Source organism: Alcanivorax sp. NBRC 101098 (genome assembly GCF_001010505.1).
GTDB classification, from domain to species: domain Bacteria; phylum Pseudomonadota; class Gammaproteobacteria; order Pseudomonadales; family Alcanivoracaceae; genus Alcanivorax; species Alcanivorax borkumensis.
Genome location: NZ_AP014613.1, coordinates 2,183,483 through 2,208,989, shown reverse-complemented (window position 1 = coordinate 2,208,989; position 25,507 = coordinate 2,183,483). Strand labels below are relative to the sequence as shown.

Annotated in this window: 25 protein-coding genes; 8 read left to right on the top strand and 17 right to left on the bottom strand. The window is 53.8% G+C overall.

What is annotated here, in order from left to right; all coding sequences use genetic code 11:
- Positions 1-27: 27 nt before the first annotated feature.
- From AS19_RS09990 to miaB, 5 genes are all read right to left on the bottom strand, one after another.
- Positions 28-1,386, bottom strand: a complete 1,359-nt coding sequence (locus AS19_RS09990; protein WP_046962029.1) for a rhomboid family intramembrane serine protease — start codon at positions 1,384-1,386, stop codon at positions 28-30.
- Entirely contained in the window at positions 1,352-2,239 is an 888-nt protein-coding gene (locus AS19_RS09985; RefSeq protein ID WP_011589216.1) for an HlyC/CorC family transporter, read from the bottom strand. The genes AS19_RS09990 and AS19_RS09985 overlap by 35 nt, the downstream gene beginning before the upstream one ends.
- Entirely contained in the window at positions 2,239-2,766 is a 528-nt protein-coding gene (gene ybeY, locus AS19_RS09980) for an rRNA maturation RNase YbeY (protein WP_011589215.1), read from the bottom strand. The genes AS19_RS09985 and ybeY overlap by 1 nt, the downstream gene beginning before the upstream one ends.
- Complete coding sequence (locus tag AS19_RS09975; RefSeq protein WP_011589214.1) at positions 2,738-3,742, bottom strand: PhoH family protein; 1,005 nt, start codon at positions 3,740-3,742, stop codon at positions 2,738-2,740. Before AS19_RS09975 ends, ybeY begins: the two co-directional genes overlap by 29 nt.
- A gap of 606 nt (positions 3,743-4,348) precedes the next feature.
- Positions 4,349-5,686 carry a tRNA (N6-isopentenyl adenosine(37)-C2)-methylthiotransferase MiaB gene (gene miaB, locus AS19_RS09970; protein ID WP_011589213.1) on the bottom strand — a complete coding sequence of 446 codons (1,338 nt, stop codon included), beginning with the start codon at positions 5,684-5,686 and terminating at the stop codon, positions 4,349-4,351.
- Positions 5,687-5,766: 80 nt separating this feature from the next.
- Between miaB and AS19_RS09965 the strand changes: the two genes are divergently transcribed.
- From AS19_RS09965 to AS19_RS09955, 3 genes are all read left to right on the top strand, one after another.
- Positions 5,767-6,339 (top strand): SCO family protein, encoded by a 573-nt coding sequence (locus AS19_RS09965; protein ID WP_046962352.1) that lies wholly within the window; start codon positions 5,767-5,769, stop codon positions 6,337-6,339.
- Positions 6,320-6,772: a copper chaperone PCu(A)C gene (locus tag AS19_RS09960; protein WP_052753764.1), complete on the top strand. Its 453-nt coding sequence runs from the start codon at positions 6,320-6,322 to the stop codon at positions 6,770-6,772. Before AS19_RS09965 ends, AS19_RS09960 begins: the two co-directional genes overlap by 20 nt.
- 65 nt (positions 6,773-6,837) lie before the next feature.
- Positions 6,838-7,785: an endonuclease/exonuclease/phosphatase family protein gene (locus AS19_RS09955; RefSeq protein ID WP_011589210.1), complete on the top strand. Its 948-nt coding sequence runs from the start codon at positions 6,838-6,840 to the stop codon at positions 7,783-7,785.
- A gap of 191 nt (positions 7,786-7,976) precedes the next feature.
- Here the strand turns inward: AS19_RS09955 and AS19_RS09950 are convergent, their stop codons facing one another.
- The 3 genes from AS19_RS09950 to AS19_RS09940 all read right to left on the bottom strand — a co-directional run bounded on the left by AS19_RS09950 (position 7,977) and on the right by AS19_RS09940 (position 10,569).
- Entirely contained in the window at positions 7,977-8,720 is a 744-nt protein-coding gene (locus AS19_RS09950) for a TorF family putative porin (protein ID WP_046962028.1), read from the bottom strand.
- A gap of 214 nt (positions 8,721-8,934) precedes the next feature.
- Positions 8,935-9,417, bottom strand: coding sequence for a hypothetical protein (locus AS19_RS09945; protein WP_046962027.1), 483 nt, complete (start codon positions 9,415-9,417; stop codon positions 8,935-8,937).
- Positions 9,418-9,522: 105 nt separating this feature from the next.
- Complete coding sequence (locus AS19_RS09940; protein ID WP_046962026.1) at positions 9,523-10,569, bottom strand: M14 family zinc carboxypeptidase; 1,047 nt, start codon at positions 10,567-10,569, stop codon at positions 9,523-9,525.
- A gap of 279 nt (positions 10,570-10,848) precedes the next feature.
- On the opposite strand from AS19_RS09940, the gene AS19_RS09935 reads away from it, so the two are divergent.
- Positions 10,849-11,577: a YiiX/YebB-like N1pC/P60 family cysteine hydrolase gene (locus AS19_RS09935; RefSeq protein ID WP_046962025.1), complete on the top strand. Its 729-nt coding sequence runs from the start codon at positions 10,849-10,851 to the stop codon at positions 11,575-11,577.
- Here AS19_RS09935 and AS19_RS09930 read toward each other — a convergent pair.
- Positions 11,477-11,938: an isoprenylcysteine carboxylmethyltransferase family protein gene (locus AS19_RS09930; protein ID WP_231860775.1), complete on the bottom strand. Its 462-nt coding sequence runs from the start codon at positions 11,936-11,938 to the stop codon at positions 11,477-11,479. The genes AS19_RS09935 and AS19_RS09930 overlap by 101 nt on opposite strands.
- A gap of 364 nt (positions 11,939-12,302) precedes the next feature.
- On the opposite strand from AS19_RS09930, the gene AS19_RS09925 reads away from it, so the two are divergent.
- Positions 12,303-13,769: a PhoH family protein gene (locus AS19_RS09925; RefSeq protein ID WP_046962023.1), complete on the top strand. Its 1,467-nt coding sequence runs from the start codon at positions 12,303-12,305 to the stop codon at positions 13,767-13,769.
- A gap of 136 nt (positions 13,770-13,905) precedes the next feature.
- On the opposite strand, the gene AS19_RS09920 is transcribed toward AS19_RS09925, so the two are convergent.
- A complete protein-coding gene (locus AS19_RS09920; RefSeq protein WP_046962022.1) occupies positions 13,906-14,907 on the bottom strand; it encodes a hypothetical protein in 1,002 nt (333 codons plus the stop codon).
- Positions 14,908-15,513: 606 nt separating this feature from the next.
- Here AS19_RS09920 and AS19_RS09915 point away from each other — a divergent pair.
- Entirely contained in the window at positions 15,514-16,197 is a 684-nt protein-coding gene (locus AS19_RS09915; protein ID WP_046962021.1) for an OmpW family protein, read from the top strand.
- A 151-nt stretch (positions 16,198-16,348) separates the two neighbouring features.
- On the opposite strand, the gene glpE is transcribed toward AS19_RS09915, so the two are convergent.
- The 6 genes from glpE to AS19_RS09885 form a co-directional block, all read right to left on the bottom strand.
- A complete protein-coding gene (gene glpE / locus AS19_RS09910) occupies positions 16,349-16,669 on the bottom strand; it encodes a thiosulfate sulfurtransferase GlpE (RefSeq protein WP_011589200.1) in 321 nt (106 codons plus the stop codon).
- Between the two features lie 2 nt (positions 16,670-16,671).
- Complete coding sequence (gene rhlB, locus AS19_RS09905) at positions 16,672-17,940, bottom strand: ATP-dependent RNA helicase RhlB (protein WP_011589199.1); 1,269 nt, start codon at positions 17,938-17,940, stop codon at positions 16,672-16,674.
- Between the two features lie 400 nt (positions 17,941-18,340).
- Positions 18,341-18,931: a DUF938 domain-containing protein gene (locus AS19_RS09900; RefSeq protein ID WP_011589198.1), complete on the bottom strand. Its 591-nt coding sequence runs from the start codon at positions 18,929-18,931 to the stop codon at positions 18,341-18,343.
- Between the two features lie 71 nt (positions 18,932-19,002).
- Positions 19,003-19,848, bottom strand: a complete 846-nt coding sequence (locus tag AS19_RS09895; RefSeq protein ID WP_011589197.1) for an SDR family oxidoreductase — start codon at positions 19,846-19,848, stop codon at positions 19,003-19,005.
- 291 nt (positions 19,849-20,139) lie between these two features.
- Positions 20,140-20,889, bottom strand: coding sequence for a 1-acyl-sn-glycerol-3-phosphate acyltransferase (locus AS19_RS09890; protein WP_011589196.1), 750 nt, complete (start codon positions 20,887-20,889; stop codon positions 20,140-20,142).
- Between the two features lie 112 nt (positions 20,890-21,001).
- Positions 21,002-21,694 (bottom strand): START domain-containing protein, encoded by a 693-nt coding sequence (locus AS19_RS09885; protein ID WP_035461429.1) that lies wholly within the window; start codon positions 21,692-21,694, stop codon positions 21,002-21,004.
- Between the two features lie 301 nt (positions 21,695-21,995).
- Here AS19_RS09885 and AS19_RS09880 point away from each other — a divergent pair, with 301 nt between their 5' ends.
- A complete protein-coding gene (locus AS19_RS09880; protein WP_046962020.1) occupies positions 21,996-23,306 on the top strand; it encodes an exo-alpha-sialidase in 1,311 nt (436 codons plus the stop codon).
- A complete protein-coding gene (locus AS19_RS09875; protein ID WP_011589193.1) occupies positions 23,296-23,958 on the top strand; it encodes a hypothetical protein in 663 nt (220 codons plus the stop codon). Before AS19_RS09880 ends, AS19_RS09875 begins: the two co-directional genes overlap by 11 nt.
- Here AS19_RS09875 and AS19_RS09870 read toward each other — a convergent pair.
- Complete coding sequence (locus tag AS19_RS09870; protein ID WP_035461359.1) at positions 23,886-25,439, bottom strand: sodium:solute symporter; 1,554 nt, start codon at positions 25,437-25,439, stop codon at positions 23,886-23,888. The genes AS19_RS09875 and AS19_RS09870 overlap by 73 nt on opposite strands.
- Between the last annotated feature and the right edge of the window lie 68 nt (positions 25,440-25,507).

The window sequence follows — 25,507 nt, the reverse complement described above, 5'->3', positions numbered from 1 at the left end:
GGGCAAGAGGCGTCAGGTGTTAAGTCGTCACGCCAGCGTTTTTGCCCGGTGTGTTAATCCTTCTTGAATCAGTCTGGCCCGCAGTTGGGCGATGGCGTCTGCCTTGAGCGAATGGTCATCCAGTTGCCGTGCCAGTTTCTCTGCTGGTTGAAATTCCTCGGCCCGGGTTAAGGTTTTCAGTAGCGTCCAGCCAACTGCTGCCGACAACGGTGCGCCGCTGCGTTGCTGGTACTGCTGCCAACAACGCGCCACCTGAGTGGCTTGTCCTTTTTCCGTTGCAGGAGAACAGAATAGTTGCTGGGCGGTGCTCTCCCAGGAGGCGTTATCGTTGAGTAATTGCTGCGCGGTGAATTGCCCGGTGAGCGCGTCGAAATGGTCCGGTTCGCGGGTAAGAACCTGTGCGAAGGCCGCATGGGCGGCATCGCCGTCTAATTGCCCCAGTGCATCCCAACCGCGAGTGAGTGAGGCCAGTTGCTGCGGGTCCATGGGGCTGTTGTCATGCTGTTCTGGCTCGATGGGCTGTGGCTGCATGATCTGCACTAACAGTAGGCCTGCGATAAAAGCGGCAATGCCGGCACTGAGATTAGCTAAAAGTGGTGTGCTGAACAGCGCTACAGCGGCCATGACGGCTATGGGCAAGGGCAGCAGGGTGTAGTGTTTGGGGTGCCAAATGGGGAGTTGCAGGGGGCTATGCTGCAGGCCAAAGAACGCGCCGAACCAAATCAGCAAAGGCGCTGCGGGGCCGTGGAAAGGAACTTGCCCGGGGCTGGCTAGCAGCAGGTAGCCGACGCCACTGACCAGGCAGCCGAGGATCCATAGTGCGAGCACCCGGCCGTGGCCGAGCCGACGCTCCAGAGTGGAGGCCAGTGGCGCCAGCAGAAGCACCGCGGCCAGGGTTAGCCAGAGTGAGCCTCCGGTGAAAGGGGCGGTAAAGAAACGGGCGGGGCGTGGCGAAGAGTTGGGCAAACCCCAGCGGTACAGGTTGCTGGTGGCAACCTGTGCGGGAATTTGCTCGCGCAGGCGCTTCCATTGCTCCGTTTCAGCGGGCGACCAGAAATCATGGGCGCGGCGCTGGCTGTCTGCGACAAAATCATCGGCGAACAGGGCGGCGCTGTAGGCGTGTGGCTCCATGGCCGCGCGCGCTTCCAACTGTTGCGACAGAGCGCTTTGATTATTGAAGCGGAGCCAGGAAAGGTAGTTGTTCCATTCCAGGTTTTTCAGGCCGCTGCTTGAGTACCAGTTTAAAACCGGTTGGGGGGTGTTCGCGTTGTTGAAGAGTTGGCCGGCGATCAGGGCAATGGCCACTAAGGCCATTACCCAGGGGCCGTTGCGCCAGGCAGGCGCGGTTGGGTCAGCCGTTGTCTGCGCCGTGGTTGGTGTCGTCATTATCGTTATCCCCCGGCGGTGTTACCCGTAGCAGTCTTATTGTGCGGCCGTCGGCACTGAGCACGGTGACGCGGAAGCCATCCAGAGTGATACTTTCATCGCGGCCTGGTAGGCGGCCGAACTTCTGCATTACCAATCCCCCGATGGTGTCGAACTCTTCATTGCTGAACTGGCAATGAAAGTGTTCGTTGAAGTCGTCGATGGGAGTCAGGGCCTTGACGGTATATTCGTTTTTATCCAGATCCTTGATCAGGTAGTCATCTTCTTCGATGTCGTGTTCGTCTTCGATTTCGCCGACGATCTGTTCCAATACGTCTTCAATGGTAACCAGCCCGGCGACGCCACCGTATTCGTTAACGACGATGGCCATGTGATTGCGGCTGATACGGAATTCGCGCAGCAGAGAATCCAGACGCTTTGACTCAGGCACCACCATAGCCGAACGAATGTGATCCTTGATCGCAAAACGTTCCATACGGGCGGGATCAAGGATCAACGGTAAAAGATCCTTGGCAAGGAGGATGCCGATCACTTCGTCCGGGTCGTCACCGAGCACCGGGAAGCGAGAGTGTGCGCAGTCAATAATGGTGGGCAGAAAACCTCGTGGGTCGGAGCTGGCCTTGATGCTGACCATTTGCGAACGGGGGATCATGATTTCGCGAACCTGCATGTCTGCCACGCAGATGGCGCCTTCGATGATCCCTAGGGTGTCGCCGTCGATGATGTGGGTGTCGCGCATGGAGCGCATCAGTTCCAGTAGTTCGTTGCGGTCACCCGGGGTGGGTGAGAAAAACTGGCCGACACGCTCCAACCAACTTCGGCTGGTACCGTTATCCGAAAAATCGTCCGACATCAGGGGTTAAGCTCCGTATTTTCAGGTTGTGCCTGGCTTTCTTGTTGCGCAGGGCTGTAAGGATCAGGAAAACCCAACTCGCCAAGGGCACGGATTTCCAGAGTCTCCATGACGATTGCGTCGTCATCGTCTATATGGTCATAACCCAGCAGGTGTAGAACACCGTGGGTGACCATGTGCGCCCAGTGGGCGACCAGGGGTTTGTGCTGTTCGTTGGCTTCGCGGCGCACTACGGCGGCGCAGATAATAATGTCGCCCACCAGTGGGTCCATGGCGCCTTCCGGCAGCCCTTCGGGCATTTCAAAAGGGAACGACAACACATTGGTGGGAGCATCCTTGTCACGGTAATCGCGGTTCAGAGTACGAATTTCCTCTTCATCCACGATGCGCAGGGTGATGTCGCCCACCACACCACCGGCAGCAATGGCCGCATGGCGTACCCATTCACATAAGTGGGTTTCATCGGGGGCGTCCGGGGCGTCGCTGGCCCACTGGATATCAACGGTGGGTGTCGGTATCCCGTTCATGACGGTCGTAGGCCTCTACAATGCGTTGAACCAGCGGGTGGCGAACCACGTCGCGGCTATCGAAGCGGGTTACCCCAATCCCTTTTACCCCTTCCAACACTTCTAGTGTGTTGACCAGACCAGAACGTTGATGGCGGGGCAAATCCACTTGGGTGACGTCGCCGGTGATCACCGCGCGAGTACCAAAGCCGATTCGGGTGAGGAACATTTTCATCTGTTCTGGAGTGGTGTTCTGAGCTTCATCTAGAATCACAAAACTGTTGTTCAGTGTGCGCCCGCGCATATAGGCAAGTGGCGCTACTTCGATGACCATTCTGTCCATCAGTTTAGCCACCTTTTCGAAGCCGATCATTTCGTAGAGTGCATCGTATAGCGGTCTCAAATAAGGGTCGATTTTTTCCGCTAGGTCGCCGGGTAAGAACCCCAGCTTTTCCCCGGCCTCTACCGCTGGCCGAACCAGCAGAATACGTTGCACCTCGGCTTTTTCAAGGGCATCCACTGCGCACGCCACGGCCAGCCAGGTTTTACCCGTGCCCGCAGGACCCACACCAAAGTTGATGTCGTGCTTGTGTATCTGTTGCACGTACTCTCGCTGGTGCGCGCCTCGGGGCTTGATGCGTACCCGCTTGGTACGGATCAGCATGTCGTCGCTGGGTGAAGGCTCGGGGTTATCGGCAATGTTATTGCCGGCATGATCCGCCACGTTGGATTGCTGAAGATGCAGGTGCACGATTTCTGGGGTCAGCTCGGTGCCGTCGCGGGTCTGATCGTAGAGTTCGTTAAGAATGCTCTTTGCGGCTTCCACGGAGGCGGACTCCCCGGACAGATAAAACTGGTTGCCGCGGTTATGGATCTCTACCTGCAAGCGCTGGGTAATCTGCTTAATGTGCTCATCCAGACGGCCACAGAGACTGGCCAAGCGATGGGCGTCGTTAGGTTCGAGGCTGATATGTTGTGAAACGAGTGGTGTGTCCAAGATGGAAAAGATGGCCTTTGGGGCTGTTATGGGAGAGTTTCAGAATACCCGGAAGCGTTGTTTCGGGAAAGCGAATTTGAAAGGGCAGCGTAGCCGTCGCTATCGTTGGCTGCAAGGAGGATTGGAGCCGTGTCTGACAGTCTACCGTATCAGGCTGGTGTGACCCGCGATCCTAGGTTGCCGCTGAAAGTGACGGCCTATGCTGGTGCGAATGGGATAAACACCATATCCGTCGGTTGTGTAACCAGAGGCTGCTATAGGCTCCGAGCCAATCCTACTTCTATCACGCCTGTTGCCCAGATGAGTGCGTTCAGCGTGAGCAGGCGGCTGATCAACCCTGTCTAGAATGTTAGTAGAGCCTAGATAGCGTTTCGCATTCACGGTAGTAAGCAGCAGCTCACAGGCGATATGGCCGGAGCTGCTCAGCAGGGTTTTGGGCACTAATCAGCCACCAGCAGGATGGAAGCCCTTATATGAATGGTTTGCTCCACAATTTGTAATCGACGCTGGGTTGCACGAACAAGGCTCTAGTCTATATGAGCATCCATTAAAAACTGCTTTGTTGGAATGAAGAGAAATAATGGGATGAGTGCGCAAGGCCGGGGGTTAACTCGGGTTGCGCGGATCAGTCCCTAGCAATGAATTGCTGTAAGCCTTTGCAATGGTCACATCTACGAATTTACCAATTAGGTCGGTGTCATCACACTGGAAGTTAACTACTCGGTTGTTCTCGGTGCGCCCTTTTAGCTGGCCGGGGTCCTTCTTGGAGAAGCCGTCTACAAGAATGCGCTGGGTACTGCCCACCATTTTGCGGGAGATATCCTGGACATTCTGGTTGATGCGTTGCTGGAGAATGGCCAAGCGCTGCTTCTTTACTTCCATATCCACATCGTCGGGCAGGTCCGCTGCGGGCGTGCCTGGGCGGGCGCTGTAGATAAAGCTGAATGACATGTCGAAGCCGATGTCATGGATCAGGTTCATAGTGTCTTCGAAATCCCGGTCTGTTTCGCCGGGAAAGCCGATGATGAAATCCGAGCTAAAGGAAATATCCGGACGGATGCGTTTGAGCTTGCGCAGCTTGCTCTTGTATTCCAGCACCATGTGGTTGCGTTTCATCATCGCCAGGATACGGTCGGAGCCAGATTGCACCGGCAGATGCAGGTGGCTGACCAGCTCGGGCACGTCTTCGTACACTTGAATCAGCGCTTCAGAGAATTCCACTGGGTGGCTGGTGGTGTAGCGAATGCGGTCAATACCGTCGATATCCCGGATTAGTCGGATCAGGTCTGCCAGATCCAGTGTATCGCCGTCGGCCCCCACGCCTTGGTAGGCGTTCACGTTTTGGCCTAACAAGTTAACCTCGCGAACGCCCATGTCGGCCAGGTGCTGGATTTCTTTGAGGACGGGTTGCACCGGACGGCTGACTTCTTCACCGCGGGTATAGGGCACTACGCAGAAGGTGCAATATTTGGAGCAGCCCTCCATTATGGATACAAAGGCGGAGGGGCCGTCTACACTGGGTTCTGGAAGGTTGTCGAACTTTTCAATTTCCGGGAAGGTTACATCGATGGCCAGCTCACGGGTGCTGGCGGCCTGAGTAATGAGGCCGGGCAGGCGATGCAGTGTTTGCGGGCCAAAGACTACGTCCACATAGGGGGCGCGGTCGCGGATAGCGTCGCCCTCTTGGCTGGCCACACAGCCGCCCACGCCGATAATCATATCGGGCTTGGCGTCTTTCAGTTTTTTCCAGCGACCGAGTTGGTGGAAGACCTTTTCCTGGGCTTTTTCCCGGATAGAGCAGGTGTTGAGAAGCAGCACATCCGCCTCTTCGGGATTGTCGGTGGGCTCCAGGCCGTGGCTGGATTCGAGCAGGTCCACCATACGAGTGGAGTCATACTCGTTCATCTGGCAGCCGTGGGTCTGGATAAACAGCTTACGTGCCATGGGTTGCCTAACCGTCAAATAGAGTGAAAATGGGCGCGGATTATAGCGCTGACTGCGGCAAACTGCGAACCGGAGGAATCATGGGAAAACTGCTGTATGTGCTGCCATTACTGGTAGCGTTGATGTCGGCTGGCTGTGGCAAGCAGGAAAGCGATCTACCGGTGAATACTCGTTTGGGTGGTGATTTCACCCTGACAGACCAGAATGGTGCGCCTTTTCAGGCAGAAAAGTTGAAGGGTAAAGTGTCGATTCTCTTTTTTGGTTATACCCATTGCCCGGATATTTGCCCGGCGGTGCTTGCCCAAGTGGCCCAAGTTTATCGCCATCTGGAAGAGGACGGGGTAGCTGATCAGGTTCAGCCGGTGTTTATTACTTTTGATCCTGAGCGCGATACAGTGGCTCATCTGAAGGAATATCTACCCTGGTTCAAGGCAGATATGATTGGCCTGACCGGTAGCCTGGAACAGATTCGCGAGGTTGCCAAGCAGTATGGGGTGGTCTTCATCAAGGACCAAGAAGCCGGGGAGCAGGGCTACCTGTTTACCCACAGCGACTACATATACCTGCTGGATGAACAGGCGCGTGTGCGCAAACTGTACCCGGCGGATTTTAAGATTGACGAGGTGGTAACGGATGTTGAATCACTTTTATAAAAAAACGTGCCAGGGGGCTGCCCTAGCAGCATTTCTGTGCTCTGGCATCGTCCATGCTGATGTGAGTATTTCAGAGGGGTGGCTGAGGGCTGTGCCACCAGTATCGCCGACCATGGCCGGCTACCTAACCGTGACGAATAACGGCGCGTTCAGCGTAAAAATCATTGGTGCCAGCAGTGAAGTCGCGGGTCACACCATGCTGCACAGCATGAAAACCCTGAAGGATGGCACTCGTAAAATGGGGCATTTGCGCCACATCATGTTGGAACCGGGGGAATCTTTCTCGTTATCACCGGGCGGCGACCATTTGATGCTAATGAAACTTCGGCGAGTGCCCCAGCCTGGGGAATCGGTCACGGTTTGTCTGATGCCGGAGGAAGGGGATGAGATCTGCGCCAACCTGCCGGTGTTGCGTGAGGCTCCCGAGGTTTAAACGAGCCTATACAAACTTGCGTTTGCGCTCTTCTGCGCAATGGATAGCGCGCATACACTATAAATATGCGTCTGTTAATCCTGATTATACTCATCGTTATTCCGCTGGTGGCTACGGCAGATTGTCCACGGCTTGCTGCTGCCCGAGGTGTGCCTGCTGCGCCAGATCAGGTATGGGCTCTGGCCACCCTAAATCTGTGGCGTTTGCGTGATGAGCACAGGCATAGCAAGCTGGATGACCCTGTATCGGCCATGTTGCTGGAAGCGAGATTGAATGCGCTAGCGGACTTTATTGTGGTGGACTTGAACGCGCCGCACGTTCTTGCGTTCCAGGAAGTGGAGAACCAGATTGTATTGAACCGGCTTGCAGAACGGCTGGCATTACTGGGTTATCGGTATCGTTCAGTGTTACGCGAAGGTAATGATCCTTCCGGTATGGATGTGGCGGTGATGTATCGTTCGCCGGTAAATATTGGCTCGGTTGGCACCCTTTTTTCAGACCAACGCTTGCGTGGCCATGCGCTTTATTCGCGTCCGCCTTTGGTGGTCGATATTGAGGCACCGTTAGCGGCCCGGCTGGTGGTGGTGCATTGGCGCAGTGCGAAGAATTTAAAGAAAGCGCAGGTGTATGAAAAACGGCAAACTCAGGCGGCATTGTTGGCTAATTGGGTCGCTGCGCAGAGAAGCCCGTTAATTGTTGCTGGTGATTTTAATACCACTTGGGGGCAGGGGCGATTTTCGGCCAGCTACCGGCGTTTTGAGCAGGCGGGGCTGCTGAATACCTGGGCTGAATTGCCTAAAAAATCACGCTACAGTTTTCGTTATCGATGCCAGCCACAGGCTCTGGATCATATTTGGGTGTCTCCTATTTTAAAAGCGTTCGTTAATCAGGTGGCGGTGAGTCGCGGTCATGCGGGTCGCTACGATAGTCTGTACCGCTCGAAGGGAGTGAGCCCTGTATCAGATCACGATGCACTGGTGGTGTATTTCACAAACCCTGTAGCGGGAGGCTAGGCGCTAGAAGAAATAATATGGGGCATTGTTTGAGTCAGTGGGGGCCGCTTTGCTTTTACGCGTCAGGCATTGATCATCAAACGTAAATTAAAAAAACGCCGCAGGGTTGCTTGCGTGTTTGCGAGGACCTAGGGAGGAGCCCCGCGGCGTAAAATCGTGAGCGACCGGAGTCGCTCAAATAGCGTTGTCGTTTATAGCGGGAAGCTGTAGCCGACGACGAACAGAGGGTCTTGATCATCGGAAACGGGGGCGAACTTATCGCTATCTACAACCTTGGAGACGGTAAAGGTCAAGTTTTCGATGGGAGAGTAGCTCAAGTCCACGTGGGTGTAATTCGCATCGTCAGCGTCCAGATCCCAGGTGCCTACGGTTAAACCAAAGGCGTCATATTCGTAGCCCAGGGTCAGGTACAGGTCGTCACCAAAATTTTCTTTGTCGGAATTGCTCAGGTTGTTGGCGCTCACATAACCGGTGAAAGTAAAGCCGCCCATGCCCACGCTGGCAATCAGTTCTGCAAGTTCTCCAGCGCCAACATCATCTTCCGGATACACGTAAGTCCAGTAAGAAATATCGTAGCTCAGGCTGCCTGCTTCGCCCCCGAAACCCGCGTAAAAGTCAGTCTCCGTGGAGGTCGTGCCAGAGCCTTCAACTGGAGTGACGCCAGGAGCGACGACGTTGGCTTCGCCAGTGAAACTCACTGGGGTGCCAGCAGAAGAAATCCAAGTGCCTACATAAAAGCCTGCGTCGGTGGTGAAGTCTAGGCTGCCGGAAACGTTAGCCGTACCGGCAGACACATCCTGACCACGCCACAGGTACATGCTGGCAATCCCCAAACTACCACTGATTTCTGCAGCTGCCATAGACGGAGCCACCACGCTTGCTGCCGCAATAGTGGAAGCAATGAGCGTTTTCTTCAGACCAAGTACGTTTTTCATGTGCAACCCTCTTAACAAGTCTAATTTGTTCAAATGTGCGCGGGTGGCGCACCGCCTATCAGGCTCGAAAGAGAGAATGCAGAGAGCGTGCCAGTTTTATTTTTTCTTTATATAACAGAGGCTTGAGTATAATTAGGGCGAGGCGAGCGGTGTGGGGTACCAGTAACAAGGAAGGGGGTGCACCGCAATGGTGCGGCGCACCAAATTAGGGTGTTTATGACGGGCATTCCCAGTCGACGTGTACGGCGTCCGCGGAGCGACCACGACTATCGGTTAGTGATAGGCCGCATTGCCCCTGACTGAAACTAAATTTTGCCTGATAGTGTTCGCCCGCCAGCGCTTCGAATTGCAGAGCGACTCGACAGCGATCCCGCGTGGTGCTGTTGGTGCTTTTTTGGTTGTAGAGAATGCCAATCCGAGCTTGCTGAGAAGCTTCCAAGCTAGTCGTTACTTCTGGGCTCTTTTTCATGGCCTCCATTAGCTCATTCAGGCTGACGCCGCCAATGGGCCGTTGAGAAATGGAAAACTCGGTGGATTGGAATCCCTCGCCAGGGACACAGATAACAGGCTGCGCTGCTGTATCGTTGCTGGTAAAGGTGATCTCGGCGGTGTTATCACCGTAGGGTTGTTGGTAGCTACTGAAGTGCTGGCACCCAGTGAAAAGCAGAGCAATAGCCGGAACAAGCAGAGGTTTCATACCTGGTTTCCTGAAAGTCGAGTTAGGGCAAGTGTAAGGCAGAGCGCGTCGTGACCCAACCTTGTGCACAAGGCGATGCAATTGCAGGGCCAGTTCCGGGTGGAATCAGTGGTTTTCCAAAAACCAGTGTTGAATGGCTTTTTGGGTGAGGAGGTTACGTTCATTGGCAGAGGGCAGCCAATTGCCGGCATTACTGGCCATAGCGGTGAGGAACTCGAACAATGGTAGGTGTTGGCGCAGAACCCGGTGGTGGCGATGGCTGATCATTGGATTGAAGTAACCGAAAAAATCCAGCATTTGGCGTGGGTTTTTACGCACCCAGAGCCACGAGCCCATTTCTAGTGTGAATGGCAGGAAGGTGCGGTCCGGCTGCTGTTCCTGAGCGTCGTCGTAAAGGTAATCCCACAGGTCTCCGTGGGTGGTGTAGTTAATTGACTGGGGCTCGATGAGGTAGGGGTGATGGTTCGGGTAAGTTTGTTCAAAGACCTGCTTTAGTTTGTAGACCTCAGCAATGTGTGGAATCGGTCGGTGGCTTCGTGCGTAACAGCACCAGACTCGATCTCGGCGGCCAAAGCCGCTGTGACAATCCAGGCTCATGGAGAACGGCGAGGAAAACAGTTTCTCGCGTACCGTGCGGATGACTGCCTGGGCCTCAAGCTCCATGGGAGCGCCGGCTTTTCCCCTATACCAAGGTAAATGGCGGCTGATGCGATGGCCGCCCACTAAAAAAGGGACCCTTCCCATGGCGTCTACTGGAGCGTTGCGCATCAGATCTACCCCGTTGGGGTTGCTGCGGGTGCGTCGCCAGATACCGCCGGGATTAATCATCGGCATGAATACCAAACGTACTTTTTCTAGGCGGCGATGTAGCTGGTCATCCCATTGCAGGCGATGAATCAGGCTGTGCAGCCAGGACAGCAGTACCTGGCTGCCAATTCTTTCTACCCCATGGACGCCACCAAAGAATCCTACTACCGGCGCATTGGGCGAACGGCTGCCTAGTTCAATTACCTGTATCGGCAAGGACAATTCGCCTATGGGGACGTGGTGTACTGTGGTGACGCGAAGGTGCCGCTCTCCGTGGCGTATTAATGCATTGAGTTCCAGCAGCTCTGGTAGGTGGCGTTGCAATAAGTAGAGCTTGTCTTCCATAGGAGGGGTAAGAGAGAGGCACAAAGTGTTGCTGAGGATAGAGGTTGGAGATAACAGAAATGTGACGATGCAAGCCCCACCCGTGTGTGCTTGGCGCTGACCCGATAAATCGCGGGGGAATTCCGTTATCTGCCTCCACACAGAAGTGAGCCGTGTTGTAGCTGGAAGCTTGAGGTTCTTTTCTCCCTTTCACCAAACCGTGATGCCACTGTCAGAAGGCTGTCATTTGATCTGTTTAATTTCTCGTTCACGGTAGCCAGAAAACCGGGAGCGTCTGTAATGACACCATCTCTGGATTTTTCTTTTGCCCTCCGTACGGGGGATTTGCTGCTTTTTTCCGGCCGGGGCTTTACCAGTGATGTGATTCGGGTTTTTACGCGCAGTCCCTGGAGCCATATTGGCATGGTGCTTCATCTGCCGGGCCAGCCAGAGCCGTTGGTATTGGAGTCCACTACGCTCAGTGAATCCCCAGACGTTACCCTTGGCCACCCAGTCGCCGGGGTGGCTCTGGTGCCATTGCACAGGAAAATCCAGGATTATTCGGGAGCGGTGGCAGTGCGCCGCCGGCATGGCCCAGACCTGACGGAACGTCAGCAACGAATGGTGGTCCGTATGGCTCGCCGACTTCTACATCGCCCTTACAAAAACTATGTGTTTTGCAATGCGCTGGATGTGCTCACCGGCTATACCCGGCGTTCAGATCAGCGGGGTTGGTTTTGTTCCGAGCTGGTGGCAGAGCTTTACCGTCGCCTTGGTTGGTTGCCTCTGGACACCCGGCCCAGCACTTTGGTACCCGGCCATTTCGGGTCCCGTCACATGCGTTTACAGCATGGCAAGTTGGGGCCGGTGGAATGGATTAAATCTGAAACTCCAGTAGCCGCCATGCTCGATGGGGGAGATGCGGCATTTACAGCCAGCGCCGCACTTTATGGCGATATGCCTGCCACTGCTCACCAAACTGTTGGGCATGGAACGCTTCTTCCGCCGCAATCACATGCTGCTGGATAACCCAGATGACAGGCGCCCACATTACCAGCATGCCGGTGCTGTGTTGAGCCAGCGCCATGGCCAGGTGAAGACAGGCAAAGCCGAGATAAATCGGATTACGACTGAGTGCGAACACGCCTTGGGTCAGCAGCGTCTTAGCGGCTCGGTGTGGCATCAGGGTGGTATGAGCGCGCCGCAGTTGTATTACGGCAGCGAGAACAAGACTGATACCAATCAGTGCCAGTACCAGGATGACCCACTGCTGGCCAAGAAAATGCACGGCAGGGAGGTTCAGGGCACGGTCCAGCCCGTATCCCATTAGCAGGCCACCGAGAAACAGCGCCGGGGGGGGCATCATTATTTTGGGGTGTTTAAGTGGCATGAAATCTCCCGTCATGTCGTTGGTTGTGCAAGCTTGGATTGTATCCGGCCCGGTGCGTTTAAATCACGGAAAAATACTTGGCTGGGTATGGGGCTGATGACAAATGCCCAAGGGCTGTTATTCGCTACGAAGGCAAGGAGGTGAAAAAGATTGAGCAAAGGACCCTTGATCGTTTGTGAAAAGCTGAGTTATGGTAATTCTATTCCCGCCTTTGTGGGAGTGATCGCGATCAAAAGCTGAAACAGCTTAATGCAACTGAACCGCCAATTGGCTTAAACCACGGCGGCAGGCGCAGGCGTCACTCTCGCTTCTTGAAATTGACGTCCACGCTAAATGTCGCCCCATCGAAGCACAGGGGATACGCATGGAAGAGCGCGCGGCCAGACTCCACACCCTTTCCGTTAACCACGCAAGCGCTAGCCAGAACGACAGTTCTACCTTCGAAGAAGACCAGAAAAAAACCTACGTCATTGATACCAATGTATTGATTCACGACCCTAACTCGTTACTCAATTTCGAGGAACATCGGGTGGTGATTCCTATGACGGTGCTGGAGGAACTGGATAAGCTAAAGAGTGGAAAATCACATACGGCAGCGGATTGTCGTGCCGCCATTCGGCAGATCGACAAGGTGCTGGGCAGCGCTAGCCCCGAGCAAGTGGAAGAAGGGATTCCCATACCCCGTGGTGGCGAGAATGAGCCTCAAGGCAAATTGACGGTTTTGATGGCCGAGCGGAACAAAACCACCGCGCCGCTCACCAATGATCTGAATGACAACCGCATCATCAATGACGTGGTGGCCATGAAGAGCCAGTTTCCAGACCGACGCTATATTCTGGTGACCAAGGACATCAACATGCGCCTCAAAGCGCGTGCCTGCGGTATCGAGTCAGAGGATTATCACAACGATCAACTGGTGTCGGACATTAAGCAACTGACGCGAGGCTATTTCGAAGTTCCCGGTTCATTTTGGGATCAGGTTACCGAGGTGGAAACCGAACAGGTGGGCATTGATACCCTTCATCATTTGTCGCATGGCTTACTGGTTAGTGAAATTCTTGGCGAAGAGGTGTACCCCAATCAGTACATCATCGACGAACAGGGTTTTGTCGGCCGGGTGATGACGGTGGAAAATGGCGTGGTGACGCTTCGTCATTACAAGGCGGATAGCCTGATGGAGCAAGAAGCCTGGGGCCTGAAGCCGATGAACATTCAGCAGGCCATCGCCTTGCAAATGCTGCTGGATCCGGATGTGCATATTGTCACGCTCACCGGGGCGGCAGGCTCCGGTAAAACTATTCTGGCACTGGCGGCAGCCATTGAAATGACTGTGGAGCAAAAAAGCTTCAACAAAATTATTGCCACCCGTTCCACTCCACCGCTAGCGGAAGATCAAGGTTTTCTTCCTGGTACGGAAGAGGAAAAAATGGACCCTTGGCTGGGCGCTATCAATGACAATATTGAGGCACTGCATCTTAACGATGAAAATCCTTCCGGCAGCATTCAGTATGTGAAGGAACGCGCCAATATTCAGTTTAAGGCGATGAATTATATTCGTGGGCGAAGTTTCCAGAAATCGCTGATCTTGATCGATGAAAGCCAGAACCTGACTCCTCATCAGATGAAAGCGATCATTACCCGGGCGGGGGAGGGCTCGAAGGTGGTGTGTTTGGGCAATCTGGCGCAGATCGATACGCCCTACCTGTCGCCCACCAGCTCAGGGCTAACTTACATGACTGAGCGTTTTAAACGTTTCGTGCATGGGGGGTCGGTGCAATTGAACGGGGTGCCGCGGTCGCTGTTGGCAGAATATGCAGAATCGTTTTTGTAACCGTTGGCGGTGGATAGTGAATAGCTAAAAACCTCCGCGGTTGTGTTGTGCCCCTTCAGAAACAAACAGGCCGCGCCTAAGCTTTAGGCGCGGCCTCTTGTGTTGCAGATGAAAACAATCCCGCTTTGCGACGCGTTCAACCGTCAATTATCTTTTTACACGCTTCTGACTGATAAAAGTCGTCCAGTACCCACTCGATAAACGGCTCCAGTGTTCCTTGCTCAATCAGCACTGTGGCGCCACGTGCCAGGGCCGGGGTGGTGAACTCACGGATACGCTCTTCGCTGATCTGCATGTCATCGAGAATACTTTTCAGGGGCTTGTCCATGAGTGATGCTACGGCGGCGCGGATGCCCACACTGACGAGGCGGCGAGTGTAATCCAAGCGGGCGCTTTCATCCGTAATGGCGCAGCTTTGGGCGACTACTTCGTCTACGGTTCCTTTGGGAACCATAGACATATAATCAGCGGGTTTAAGTGGTGAGACACGGAGGTAGCCGTCGCGGGCCAGTTGTTGAATACGCTCGTTGGTGAGCTGCTTTTTCAACCATTGTTCGCCGGTTTTCAGGGTGACGCGAATATTCTTTTGCAGATACACGCGGATGGATTCTTCCATGCCTCCCATGGCTTTGCCGACCATACTCTTGCGACCGATTTTCATTACGCTGCTAACGCCAGGCAGTTTGGCTAGAGCATTTTCTTCCAGCAAAAAATTCTTGATGCCGGTATAGAGCATTTCGCTAACCATTTCGCTGACTAAAGGGTGGTTCATGGCGGAATGGATGGCTCTCTCTCGTAAGCTTTGCAGTTTCAATATTTGTTCAAGGATAGCTTCGAAATGTTCTTCGCGAAGTAGCTCGCCAAGGGTGGTGTCATCCTGTTCGGCGGCTTCCCAGAGCGCGTGGCTGACATCGCTAATGACATCCTGTAAGCCACGGGCACTGAGAGCTTCCTGCAACCATTGATCGACCACCAGAACCAGGCTGTCTTGATCCACTAGGGTGCCGAGCGGGATATCCGTAAGGAGATTGCTGGTCTGCACCATCAAGGCATGCCAGTGCTCTGTTGCTTGCAATTGTTGAAGCAGGTGAGCCTTGTGAGCATCGCGTAGGGCGCTAATCAGTTCGCTGGAGGACATGGTGATAAACCTCGTTTTTTCGAATGCTGGAGAATGGTGTTATCGGCGAGTCTGGATTCAGGAGATAAACGGTCTGCTATCTATCAATAGAGGTGAAGCAGTAACTATATTGTGCGGTATTCATTCTAGCCTGTATGTAACCGGTAAGACTGCTATCCGAGGCGCTAGTGCTAACCTAATAAAGGTAAGGAGCTGCCGTAAAGTCGCCTCTGAAAACGTATTGTATGCTTGGTTTTTCAGGCTGGCTCGCAATCTATCCCTGATTCTGGGTCAAGAGGGTGCATTTTGGGGTGCGCGCCGAGAGTGTCAGCGGCTTATTAATCAAGATATATGCAGTGTTTGTCTGTTGCCCTAATGTCGAATGTTAAACATCTATCCCCTGCCTGTCGAAAGACGTCTTTACCGGGGCGGTTAGTCTGCCACTACGGCGTAGTGGCGCCGGCAATTTATGGTGAAATAGTTGCTTAAAACCTGATCAGTAGCCTGGTCGTTTATTGATGCAGCGCAATGTCGTGAGGTCGGAGGTGGCGTTCAATGGGCTCTCCATCGTAAACCATCATTACTGTGGATTTCACAAAGGGCTTGGTTTTAACAAAGGGGATGAATATGAAACTGCGAGGACCGGGAAAAAACGTATTGCTGCTGTCAGCAATGTTGGCGACAGCGCCAGCCATGGCACACCAGTCAGGTGACTTCATTGTGCGAATGGGTGGCATTAAGGTTGATCCGGATGTGAGTAGCGATAGCTTCAACCCCGCATTGCCTGCGGTTGGCGGGGTGGGTGTGGATGTGGATGACGATACTCAGCTGGGCCTGACATTCTCTTATATGGTTACAGATAACATCGGTGTTGAGCTGGTCGGGGCGACACCATTTACCCATGACATCATTTTAGACACGGGGGGCTCAGGTGTTTCGATTGGTGAGACTAGCCATTTGCCGCCTACGTTACTGGCACAGTTTTATGCTCCTCAGCTAGGTCCTGTGCGCGGCTATCTTGGGGCTGGCGTGAACTACACGTTATTTTTCGATGACAGCATTGATGACGCGGTGGTGAGTCCATTGGTGGGCGGCGCCGATGTGGATGTTAAGCTGAGTAATTCAATCGGGTTTGCTTGGGAAGTCGGGGCGGATGTCATCATTGATGAAAACTGGCTCTTCAATGTCAGCATCTGGAATATCGATATTGATACCGAAGCACGCCTGTACGTGAACGATGTCCGGGTGGACAAAATCGATGTGGAAATTGACCCTTGGGTTTATATGGTCGGTGTGGGCTATCGTTTCTAAAAGCGGTTGGCGTTGCATGTAATACGTTTAATTGATGCAACCACGCGCTGGAAATTAAGTAGTAAAGGAGGGCGGAGAGTGTAGTGAATAATATCCGCCTTCCTTTTTAGTTTTTTATGGGCATGCAACGCATTGTTTCTAAAGAGCTTAACTACGCTATTTCCTCTATGCACTCCGGAAATTGCTGGCGGAATACGTCGTAGCCCCCATCCAGGCTGACCACGTTGTTGAAACCCTGCTCACTCAACCAGTCCGACGTACTTTGACTACTATTACCATGGTAGCAGTACACCACCAATGCCCGTTCCTGTGCGGTGTTGGCTAGAAATTGATCCACATTGGCCTGACTTAAATGCAGGGCACCTTGCAGGTGCCCTGCAGCAAAACTTGCCGGGTCGCGGATGTCGATGAACAGAGTGTTACCTTGATCAAATAGGGCTTTTCCCTGCGTAGGGCTGATTCGCGTTGCCATGGTCAGTCCTTTTTCTCTGCGTCTGGCGCTTTCGCGGAGGCTGACCTCTCCCTTTCCGCCAGCAGGTCGGCGGGGGGGTATTCGCATTCCAGTTTCATGCCGATGGCGTTTTCCAGCTCTGGTAGCAGGAAGGCGTCATCTTCACAGGCGAAACTGATCGACATACCGCTGGCACCAGCGCGACCGGTACGACCAATGCGGTGCACATAGTCTTCCGGATCTTCAGGCAGATTGTAATTCACTACGTGAGAGACGCCATCAATGTGGATGCCGCGGCCGGCCACGTCCGTGGCAATAAGCACTTGCAAGTCGCCGGCTCGGAAGCGCTCCAGTGTTTTGCTTCGTTGAGTTTGTGGGACGTCGCCGGAAATCAGGGAGACTTTAAGCCCCCGCTTTTGTAGCCGGTCGCACACCCGGCGAGTAATGTCTCGACGGTTGGCAAATACGATGACCTTGTCCATGTTCATGCCGGTAATGAGGTTATAGAGCAGCTTGAACTTGTCGTCTGTATTAGTGATGTAGACCTTTTGCTCTACGGTATCAGTGGTGACTTGGGTTGGCTCTATCTCCACGATTTCAGCATCTTGCGTCCAGCGGCGGGAGAGGTTCATCACATCGTCATTGAATGTGGCAGAGAACAGTTGAGTTTGGCGATACTGGCTTTTCGGCGTCATGCCGACAATGCGTTTCACGTCGGGAATGAAGCCCATGTCCAGCATGCGATCAGCTTCATCCAACACCAGAAACTCGACCCGGTCCAGCCACAGATCGCGGCGTTTGGCGAAATCGAGAAGACGACCGGGGGTGGCCACTAAGATATCAATCAGTTTGTTTTGCAGCCGTTCCTGTTGCCGATTGAAGTTCATGCCGCCCACCACACTCATTACTTGAAGGTCGGTGTACTTGGTCAGTATGTTGGCGTCCTTCTCAATCTGCATGGCCAGTTCTCGGGTGGGGGCCACGATCAGGGCGCGAGGCTCACCGGCAAAGCGTTGGACATCGATAGGATGTTTGAGCAAATCGTTTATTACAGTGATCAGGAAAGCGGCTGTCTTGCCGGTACCCGTTTGGGCCCGGCCGATGGCATCGGCGCCAGCGAGGGTATGTTCCAGGACTTCAGCCTGAATAGGCGTGCAGTACTGGAAGCCCGAATCGGCGATGCCGTGCATCAGGTCCAGATGCAGATCAAAGTCGTGAAAGCGGCGTTCGCCTTCTTTTTCCGGAACCTGAAATTGCTCCAGGCTCCAGGAGCTTGCTTTGTCTTTTTGCATGTATTCGCTCAGTCTGAATGCGAGAGAGTTTGCGAGTGTAGCCACCTTTATGGCCCTGTTTGGCAAGGTTTCGGAGGTGGCTCCAAATGTCATATTGTAGAAAAAATAGCCAGCGCTGTCAGAGGATGTTTGCTTCCGGCTTGCTTAACTGCGTTATTGTAGTGTTTTGGGTCGGGTTACTGTTAGCCATTTTCATGGATTTAACCGTTCCAGTTGATCGCTTACTCATTATTGTCGGCGCGATGGCGGCAATTCCCTTTGCGTTGGCCTGTCAGGGGTGTGCCTTATAATTGCGTGTTGAGGGTATGTATCATTGGCGTGATGGCCATGAGGCTCGGGGTTATTCACTCGAAACCGAGCATGTGCGGTATTCGCTTTCGTTGACTTTCAGCATGCCGTTTTACCCGAACACCAGCACCCGGTTATTCGCTGGCATGGCATGGTCCGCAAGACATTGCCGACCGTGCTGGGCAAACTCCTGCTCTACCCATTCCTTGTCGCGGATCCCCCGCTGCGTATCAGTGGATTTCAGCCAACGTTCAAACTGTCGATTGGAATCACTGGTGAACTGATCATCGTAGTTGAAGGGGCCGTAGACCATGAACAATCCCTCTGTGTTGAGATGCCGGCACCCTTCAGCGATGCAATGGGCGACCAGTGATTGCGGCATGATGTGAAACGTATTCGCCGTGAACAGATAATCAAAAGGACCAATCGGCCATTGGTCGCTCACATCCAGGGCTAACGGGGCATTTGCCAGGCTGTGTGTCTGGCCTAGCCAGTGGCGAATGGTTGGGAGGTTCTGCGCCACGTCAGAGGGCTGCCATTGCAAATGGGGTAGCTGTGCAGACAGCCAAGCGGCATGCTGTCCGGTGCCGGCCCCAATTTCCAGCAGCGTCCCGGGGGCCTGACAGTGTTGCTGCAAAACTTGGAGAATCGGGCCTTTGTTGTTTTCCGCTGCTTGCGAAAAAGGAACCTTTGATGATGTCATGGCTGCTCCTGTGAGTGAGAGGTCATGGCATCATCAACGGCCTTTTTTGGCAAGGGAAACGCGTTATTTCCTCACCCCTTACTTTTGTTCATGTATTTCTGGCCCATGGCAATCAGCCTCTGGTAGCTGGTCGGCAACAGACGCTGCATGGTGTCGACAGCGATAGCATCTGAACCGATCAAGACCCGACGCTTATTGCCGCGAACTCCCTTGAGGATGGTACTGGCCGCTTCTTCTGGCGTGGTGCGAAACATTTTCTCGAAATCCTGAATGGCTTGTTCCTTGCTGGCACCTGTGATGCGCTCAACGCCATCGCTCATGCGCGCAGCTTTGGCGATATTGGTCTTGATACCACCGGGATGAATGGAGGTGCAGGATACCGGGCTGCCTTCCAGTTCCAGCTCAATGCGCAAGGATTCAGTGAAGCCGCGTACCGCGAATTTGGCTGCGTTGTAAGCAGACTGAGTAGGAATGCCCACGAGACCAAAGATAGAAGAGATGTTAATGATATGTCCCTCACCAGCTTGCTTCAGATAAGGTAGGAACGCTTTGGTGCCGTAAACTACACCCCAGAAGTTGATGTTCATCAACCACTCGAAGTCGTCGTAATCCATCTCTTCTACGGTGGCGCCCAATGCTACCCCCGCGTTATTGAAAATCATGTTGGCATGCCCAAAATGATTGACCACATCGTCGGCGAAGGCGTAGAACGCTTGGCGATCCGCTACGTCCAATATTTTGGTCATTAGGCGATCTTCGCTGAGATTCAGGCTGTTGGCGGTCTCTTTTAGGCCGGCTTCATTAATGTCCGAGAGAGCCAGTTTTGCACCAGAAGCGGCCAGATTCATGGCCAGAGCACGACCAATACCGGAGCCGGCGCCAGTTATTACGGCAACTTTATCTTTGAAATTCTTCATGATCACTCCTGTCGCCACTCTAGTAAAAGCGGCGTTTGCTGTTAGCTTATGAGCGCAAAGTTCAAAGATGGAAAGCGCAAAAGGCTTATCAGGGCCAGGTAACAGGCCAACCCTGCGGTGCTGCGTGGGCAGCATCGTTTCGGTTGGCACTATGCTTGCCTGCGCTTTTCTTTCAACGTGCAACTCGATTTGCGACCGAGTGTAGACACTTTGCCACTGCAGAATGGGCCAATCTTGTCAGACAAGGAGCTGGCGTTGTGACGTTGGCGACACAATGGGCTGTCGCTGTGGTTAGAACGGTAGTTGTGATGAGCTGTCCCTTAACGGGGCGGCAATGGCGCTGCGGCTTTGCTGGACGAGAGCTTGCAGTTCGGCCTCAGTGTTGCCGGTTACTGTGAGTGCGGGGTGCATAACCAGGCGGGCGGTGGCGCCGGGATGCAGTCTTAAGGTTCCGGCGGGCAAAATGTCGAATGTTCCCGACAGGGTGATAGGCAGCACGGGTAGCTGCAGCGCCTGAGCCATCTTGAAGGCGCCTTTTTTGAAGGGTTTCAATTGTCCATCGCGGCTGCGGGTGCCTTCAGGAAAGAATAACACGCTGGCCCCATTGGCCAAGCGCGCGCGGGCGTTATTCAACGAGGCAACGGCTGCTTCAGTGTCGGACCGATTAATAAAAATATGGCCCAGTTTTTCGCTGCAGATACCGATAATCGGAACCTTGCGTAGTTCGTGTTTCATTACCCAACGAAAATCTATGCCTAGATAACCGTACAATACAAAAATATCGAATTGACTGAGGTGGTTGGCGACGATGACGTAACTTTGGCCGGGTTGGAGGTGATGGCGGCCATCAACCTCTACTCGCACACCACTATAAAGCAGGCAGAGCCTGGCCCAAGGTACGGCGGTGAGTTTTGCGACTTTGTCAGTGGGTAGAAAAGGAATAAGTAGTAAACAGACCAAGCCTGCCACCAGCGTGGTCGCCAGCATGAGCGGCACAAAGATCAGCCAACTATACAGAAAGAAAAACAATCGCATTACCATCTGATGCTCTCCGATTCGTACAGAAACTGAGTGCTATGGTAGCGGAGGTCTGGCCGAAAATGACAGGCCAGCATTTACGTTGGTTACCTTTGGATGATGCCGCTTTGGTCGGTCAGTGGGGCGCTGGTGCGGCCTGAGGCGTCGCGTCTACAAGCCTGCCCGGGCCATTAAGGTCAATGTAATCGTAATAATGATTCTGGTATTCCGGTTTGTTGATGATACGGCGAAGTCGTTCTAGCGTGAAGTAAGGCGCATCGCGTAGCAGAATATTGGCAATCCAGGCGGGGATGTAGCCGCCCGGGTCCAGAATCAGTTCATAGGTCATTTCTATTTGGTGGTTGCTCAGGCGGCTAAAGGCTAGTATCCCGGTCATTTCAGGAAAGCGGATATAGTTCTTGGTGGGGGGCAGGGCATCCGGTTGGTTGATCAGGGTGATTTTCACCGAATTGGGATTAGGATCCAGCACTTGGGTCACTTTTGCGCGTAATACGGCTTCTCGGTCGGCCAGCGGCCAAGGCAGTTGAGTGGTGAAGCGTAACTGACGGTCGAGGGGGTTGGCGCGGCCGAACTCCTCGGCACTATCGACAAAATGCAGCCATTTAGGATACGAGGGGTAATCGTTGAGCAGTGCGACCAGGGAGTACTCGTCTTTCAGGGGGAAGCGGGTGACGCCACGAAACGTCTTCAGGCGTGACTCATCCCGGTGCTTCATATACACCTGAATATCATTGCGGTCACTGACCAGGGTCCAATCCTGATCTTCATTACTGAATGCCGGTGAGCAAAGCGTAGAGAATGCAAGCAAAAGCCAAAGAAGGCCAAAAGGTCGAAGCCTGTCCATAGGAAGCGAGGAATCCTTTTCCGTTATTTTTGGAATGGGGGTGATCATATAACACGAGCTCATTATGACATTATCCTTGTCTCGCTGAATACATTTTGATCACTCTCTAGTGTATCTTCTGCGCGTAATCGGACAGTCGGTGTAGCAAATATGTATCAACGGCAGGCAATTTTGCGGACGGCTGCTAAACTGTGATCTCGCGCGTCATGCGTTGATCGAGTAACCAATAACAAGCATTTGCATACCTAAGTTGCGACAATTTCCTATGCTTAAGCGAGCGTTTCATCTTTTGATCGGTGCTGCCTTAGTGGCAGGTTATTTTGCTGCAACACCGGAGCGGCTTTGGCAACCGCCACCGCAGTTGCTGGCCGTGGAACCTGCACCGGTGCCCTCTGATTCCCAGTGGCAAATCCGCTTTGCGTCGGATGCGGACACCCGCATGGTACACGCAGCCTCTATGGTGGAGTTGCCGGATGGCCGGTTGCGCGCTTTTTGGTTCGCCGGGACCCGTGAAGGGGCGGCAGATGTGTCTATTAATTCCGCTATCTTTGACCCTCAATTAGGAACCTGGTCTGACGAGATCGTATCTGTCACACGTGAACAGATTTCCCAAGGCTGGGGCAGGCACATTCGCAAGCTGGGTAATGCGCTGCCGGTGTTGGATGAGGATGGCCGCATGCGTTTGTTTGTGGTCGCAGTGAGCTTCGGCGGCTGGGCGGCCAGCCGATTGGCGGTGCTGGAATCCTCGGATATGGGCGCCAGTTGGGAATTTGACACCTCATTGGTGGCCACGCCGTTTCTGAATATAAGCACCCTAGTGAAAACCCCGCCTATCCATTACAGCGATGGCACCATCGGTTTACCGGTGTACCACGAAATGATTGGCAAGTTTGGCGAGATTCTGCGTTTGGATAGGGATAATCGTATTCTCGGTAAAGCCCGTATCGGGCATGGGCGCAAGGCGATTCAGCCACTTGTGCTGGTGGATAATAATAACCATGCAGTTTCTTTCTTGCGCAATGAGAACGAGCCCAATAATGGCTATTTATACCAATCCTCCAGTAACGATGGAGGTTGGACATGGACGCCGCTGGAATATTCTCCCTTAGATAATCCCAGTTCCGCCCTTGGTGGCGTGGCTATGGGTCCTGGGCACTGGTTGGTAGCGACCAACTGTAACCGTGAAGAGCGTGATGATCTGTGTATTCGCGAAACTCGTGATTCTGGGCAGCACTGGGAAGATCGGTGGTTTTTCCATAATCGGGAGCAGTGGAGAGGTAATGCGTTAGAGCCAGGAACCTTTGTAGATCTGGTCGATGATGAGTTTGCTGGGGAAACGATTCCCGAAGATCGACGTCTTCTTTTGGAGCGAGTAAAGGCCAACAAATGTCATGGCGACCACGGATGTGCATTCCAGTATGACTATCCTTATATGGTGCGCACAAGGAACGGGGATCTGCACATGCTTTACACCTGGAACAAGACGGCTATCCGCCATGCCTGGTTAAAAGCCGATACGGTGGGCCGTACGCCGCACAACAATAGTCAGCGCAAGGAGATCACTTATGTCGATTGATCTGGTTATTTGCGCATTAGTGTTGGTGGCGATTCAGTTGCGCATTAGTGCCACTCTGTTGTCTTTGCGCGGTCGTGTGGTTTTGGCCTGTGTAGTGTTTGTGTGGTCCTTATTGCCATACCCTTGGGGGCTGGGAGCTTGGGTGCTGAGTTACCTCGCAGGTTTCAGCATTACCTCTGGCTTGCTGGCGATGTTGGCGATTCAGCACCGTATGGTCGGTCACTACTGGCTGCCGGTTCGTGAGTTACGTACAGCGTGCCGAATGCTGGTGTTAATGGCATTGTGGTTTTACCCAATGAGCATGGGGTCCAGCTATGAGGATCCCTATTCTTTGGGTTTCGGGAGTTTTGGTTTCAGCACCGCTCTGTTGTTGATCGGGCTCCTGGCATGGGTGACCCGCGCTTATGCATCGTGTTTGATTCTGGTGGTGGCTCAGTGCGTTTTTAGGGCCGGTTGGCTAGCTAGCGATAATCTCTGGGATTACCTGATGGACCCTTGGCTGGTGTGTTGGGCGGTGGGTTGGTTGCTACGCGATCGGCTGCTGAGCGCGAGGGCTCTACTCGCGCAGCAGTCATCGACTCAGCCCTCGGCAGCGGGCTGGGGTGAAACCGGCGCCACCGAGGCTGCAGGCCAGAGCAAAGCCACCACGTAGCCGACCAGAAACATCAGCACATTGCCAATCAGTCCGGTGTAATACAGGTCAAAGGGGGCGCTTAGCGCCTCCGGTAAAAGCTGGTTGTTGGTAAGAATGGTCCAGCTAGTGAATACCAGGGTGCAACCAATCCCCACCCAAGCGGCCCGCGCATTGCCCTTCTTGCTGAAAAAGCCCAGCAAATATAACCCTAGCATTCCCCCGCCAAGCAGTGACACTAGGATGGTTGACGTGTCTTGTAGTGTTTTGGTATCAGCCTGATTTAGCCACAGCGCTCCGAGAATCATGACTCCCGTGACGGCGGCGGCGATGGCCCAGGCCACTTTTAGGTAGTGGCGATCATCGCGGCCAGGACGCAGATGACGGCGATACAGGTCAACCACGCTAACGGTAGTGATGGAGTTGATGCTGGAATCCAGTGAACTCATGGCGGCGGCCAGAGCTGCTGCAATCACCAGCCCGGCCACGCCAGCGGGCAGGTAGCCGGTAATGAAATGGGGCATCAGAGTTTCAGCCCGAGCTTCACCGGTCAGAATCGCGCTTGCCTGGGCGTCCGGATAAACCTGAAAGAACACCCACAGGGCCGTGCCCAATAGCATGTAGAACGCCCAGATAGGCAGGGCGGTGAATAGGTATACCCAGAGCCCGCGACGCGCTTCCTTAGTGGATTGGGAGGCGCAATACCGTTGCACGGTGTTCTGGTTGCTGGAGTATTCTGTGAGCCAGTTGGTGAGGCCGATCAACAGCATCATGGTGGCGGTCTTTTCGCTCAGCGAGAACGACCAAGAGGTCTCTGCGGGAGCACCGTTTTCCCAGGGCGCCAGGGCAAACTTGCCGGCCTGACCTGCTTGTTCGAACACTTGGTTGAGCCCGCCGGGCAGCGCCTCGAGAATCACCCACAGGCAGACGAGGCCGCCCAGTAACAAAATGACGGTTTGCAGCACATCGGTCCAGATTACCGCATCAATACCTCCGATGACGGTGTAAAAGCCAACAAAAAACCCACCTAGAATAATGGCGGTGGTGGGTGTTAGATCGGTGACTTGTTGTATCAAAAGAGAGAGCAGCCACAGGATCATGGCTAGGCGCACCAACTGCGCCACCAGAAACGCAATGGCACCATATACTCGGATGGATGGACCATAGCGTAACTCGAGGAATTCATAGGCGCTGGTCATATTTTCGCGCCGAAAAAAAGGCAAAAAAACGAAAGCTGCCACCAGCATGGCAGGCAGTAGGGCCAGGTTAGGTAGGTAGCGTAACCAGTCGGTCAGGAAGGCGTCGGCGGGATAGGCCAAGAAGGTAATGGAGCTGATGGATGTGCCTACTAATGACAGACCTATTACCCAGCCGCGAAAACGGCGACCGCCTACAAAATATTCTTCGGTATTGGTGTTGCGGCGTGAGAAATAGATACCGATGCCCAGCACGATACAAAGGTACCCAGCAAGGACAATCCAGTCAGCGATTGCCAGAGTCATTATTGTTATTCCGCTTCAGGCAACAGGCGGCGCGCAACACGCCGCTGAGTGCAGCCTGCTGCGCGTGC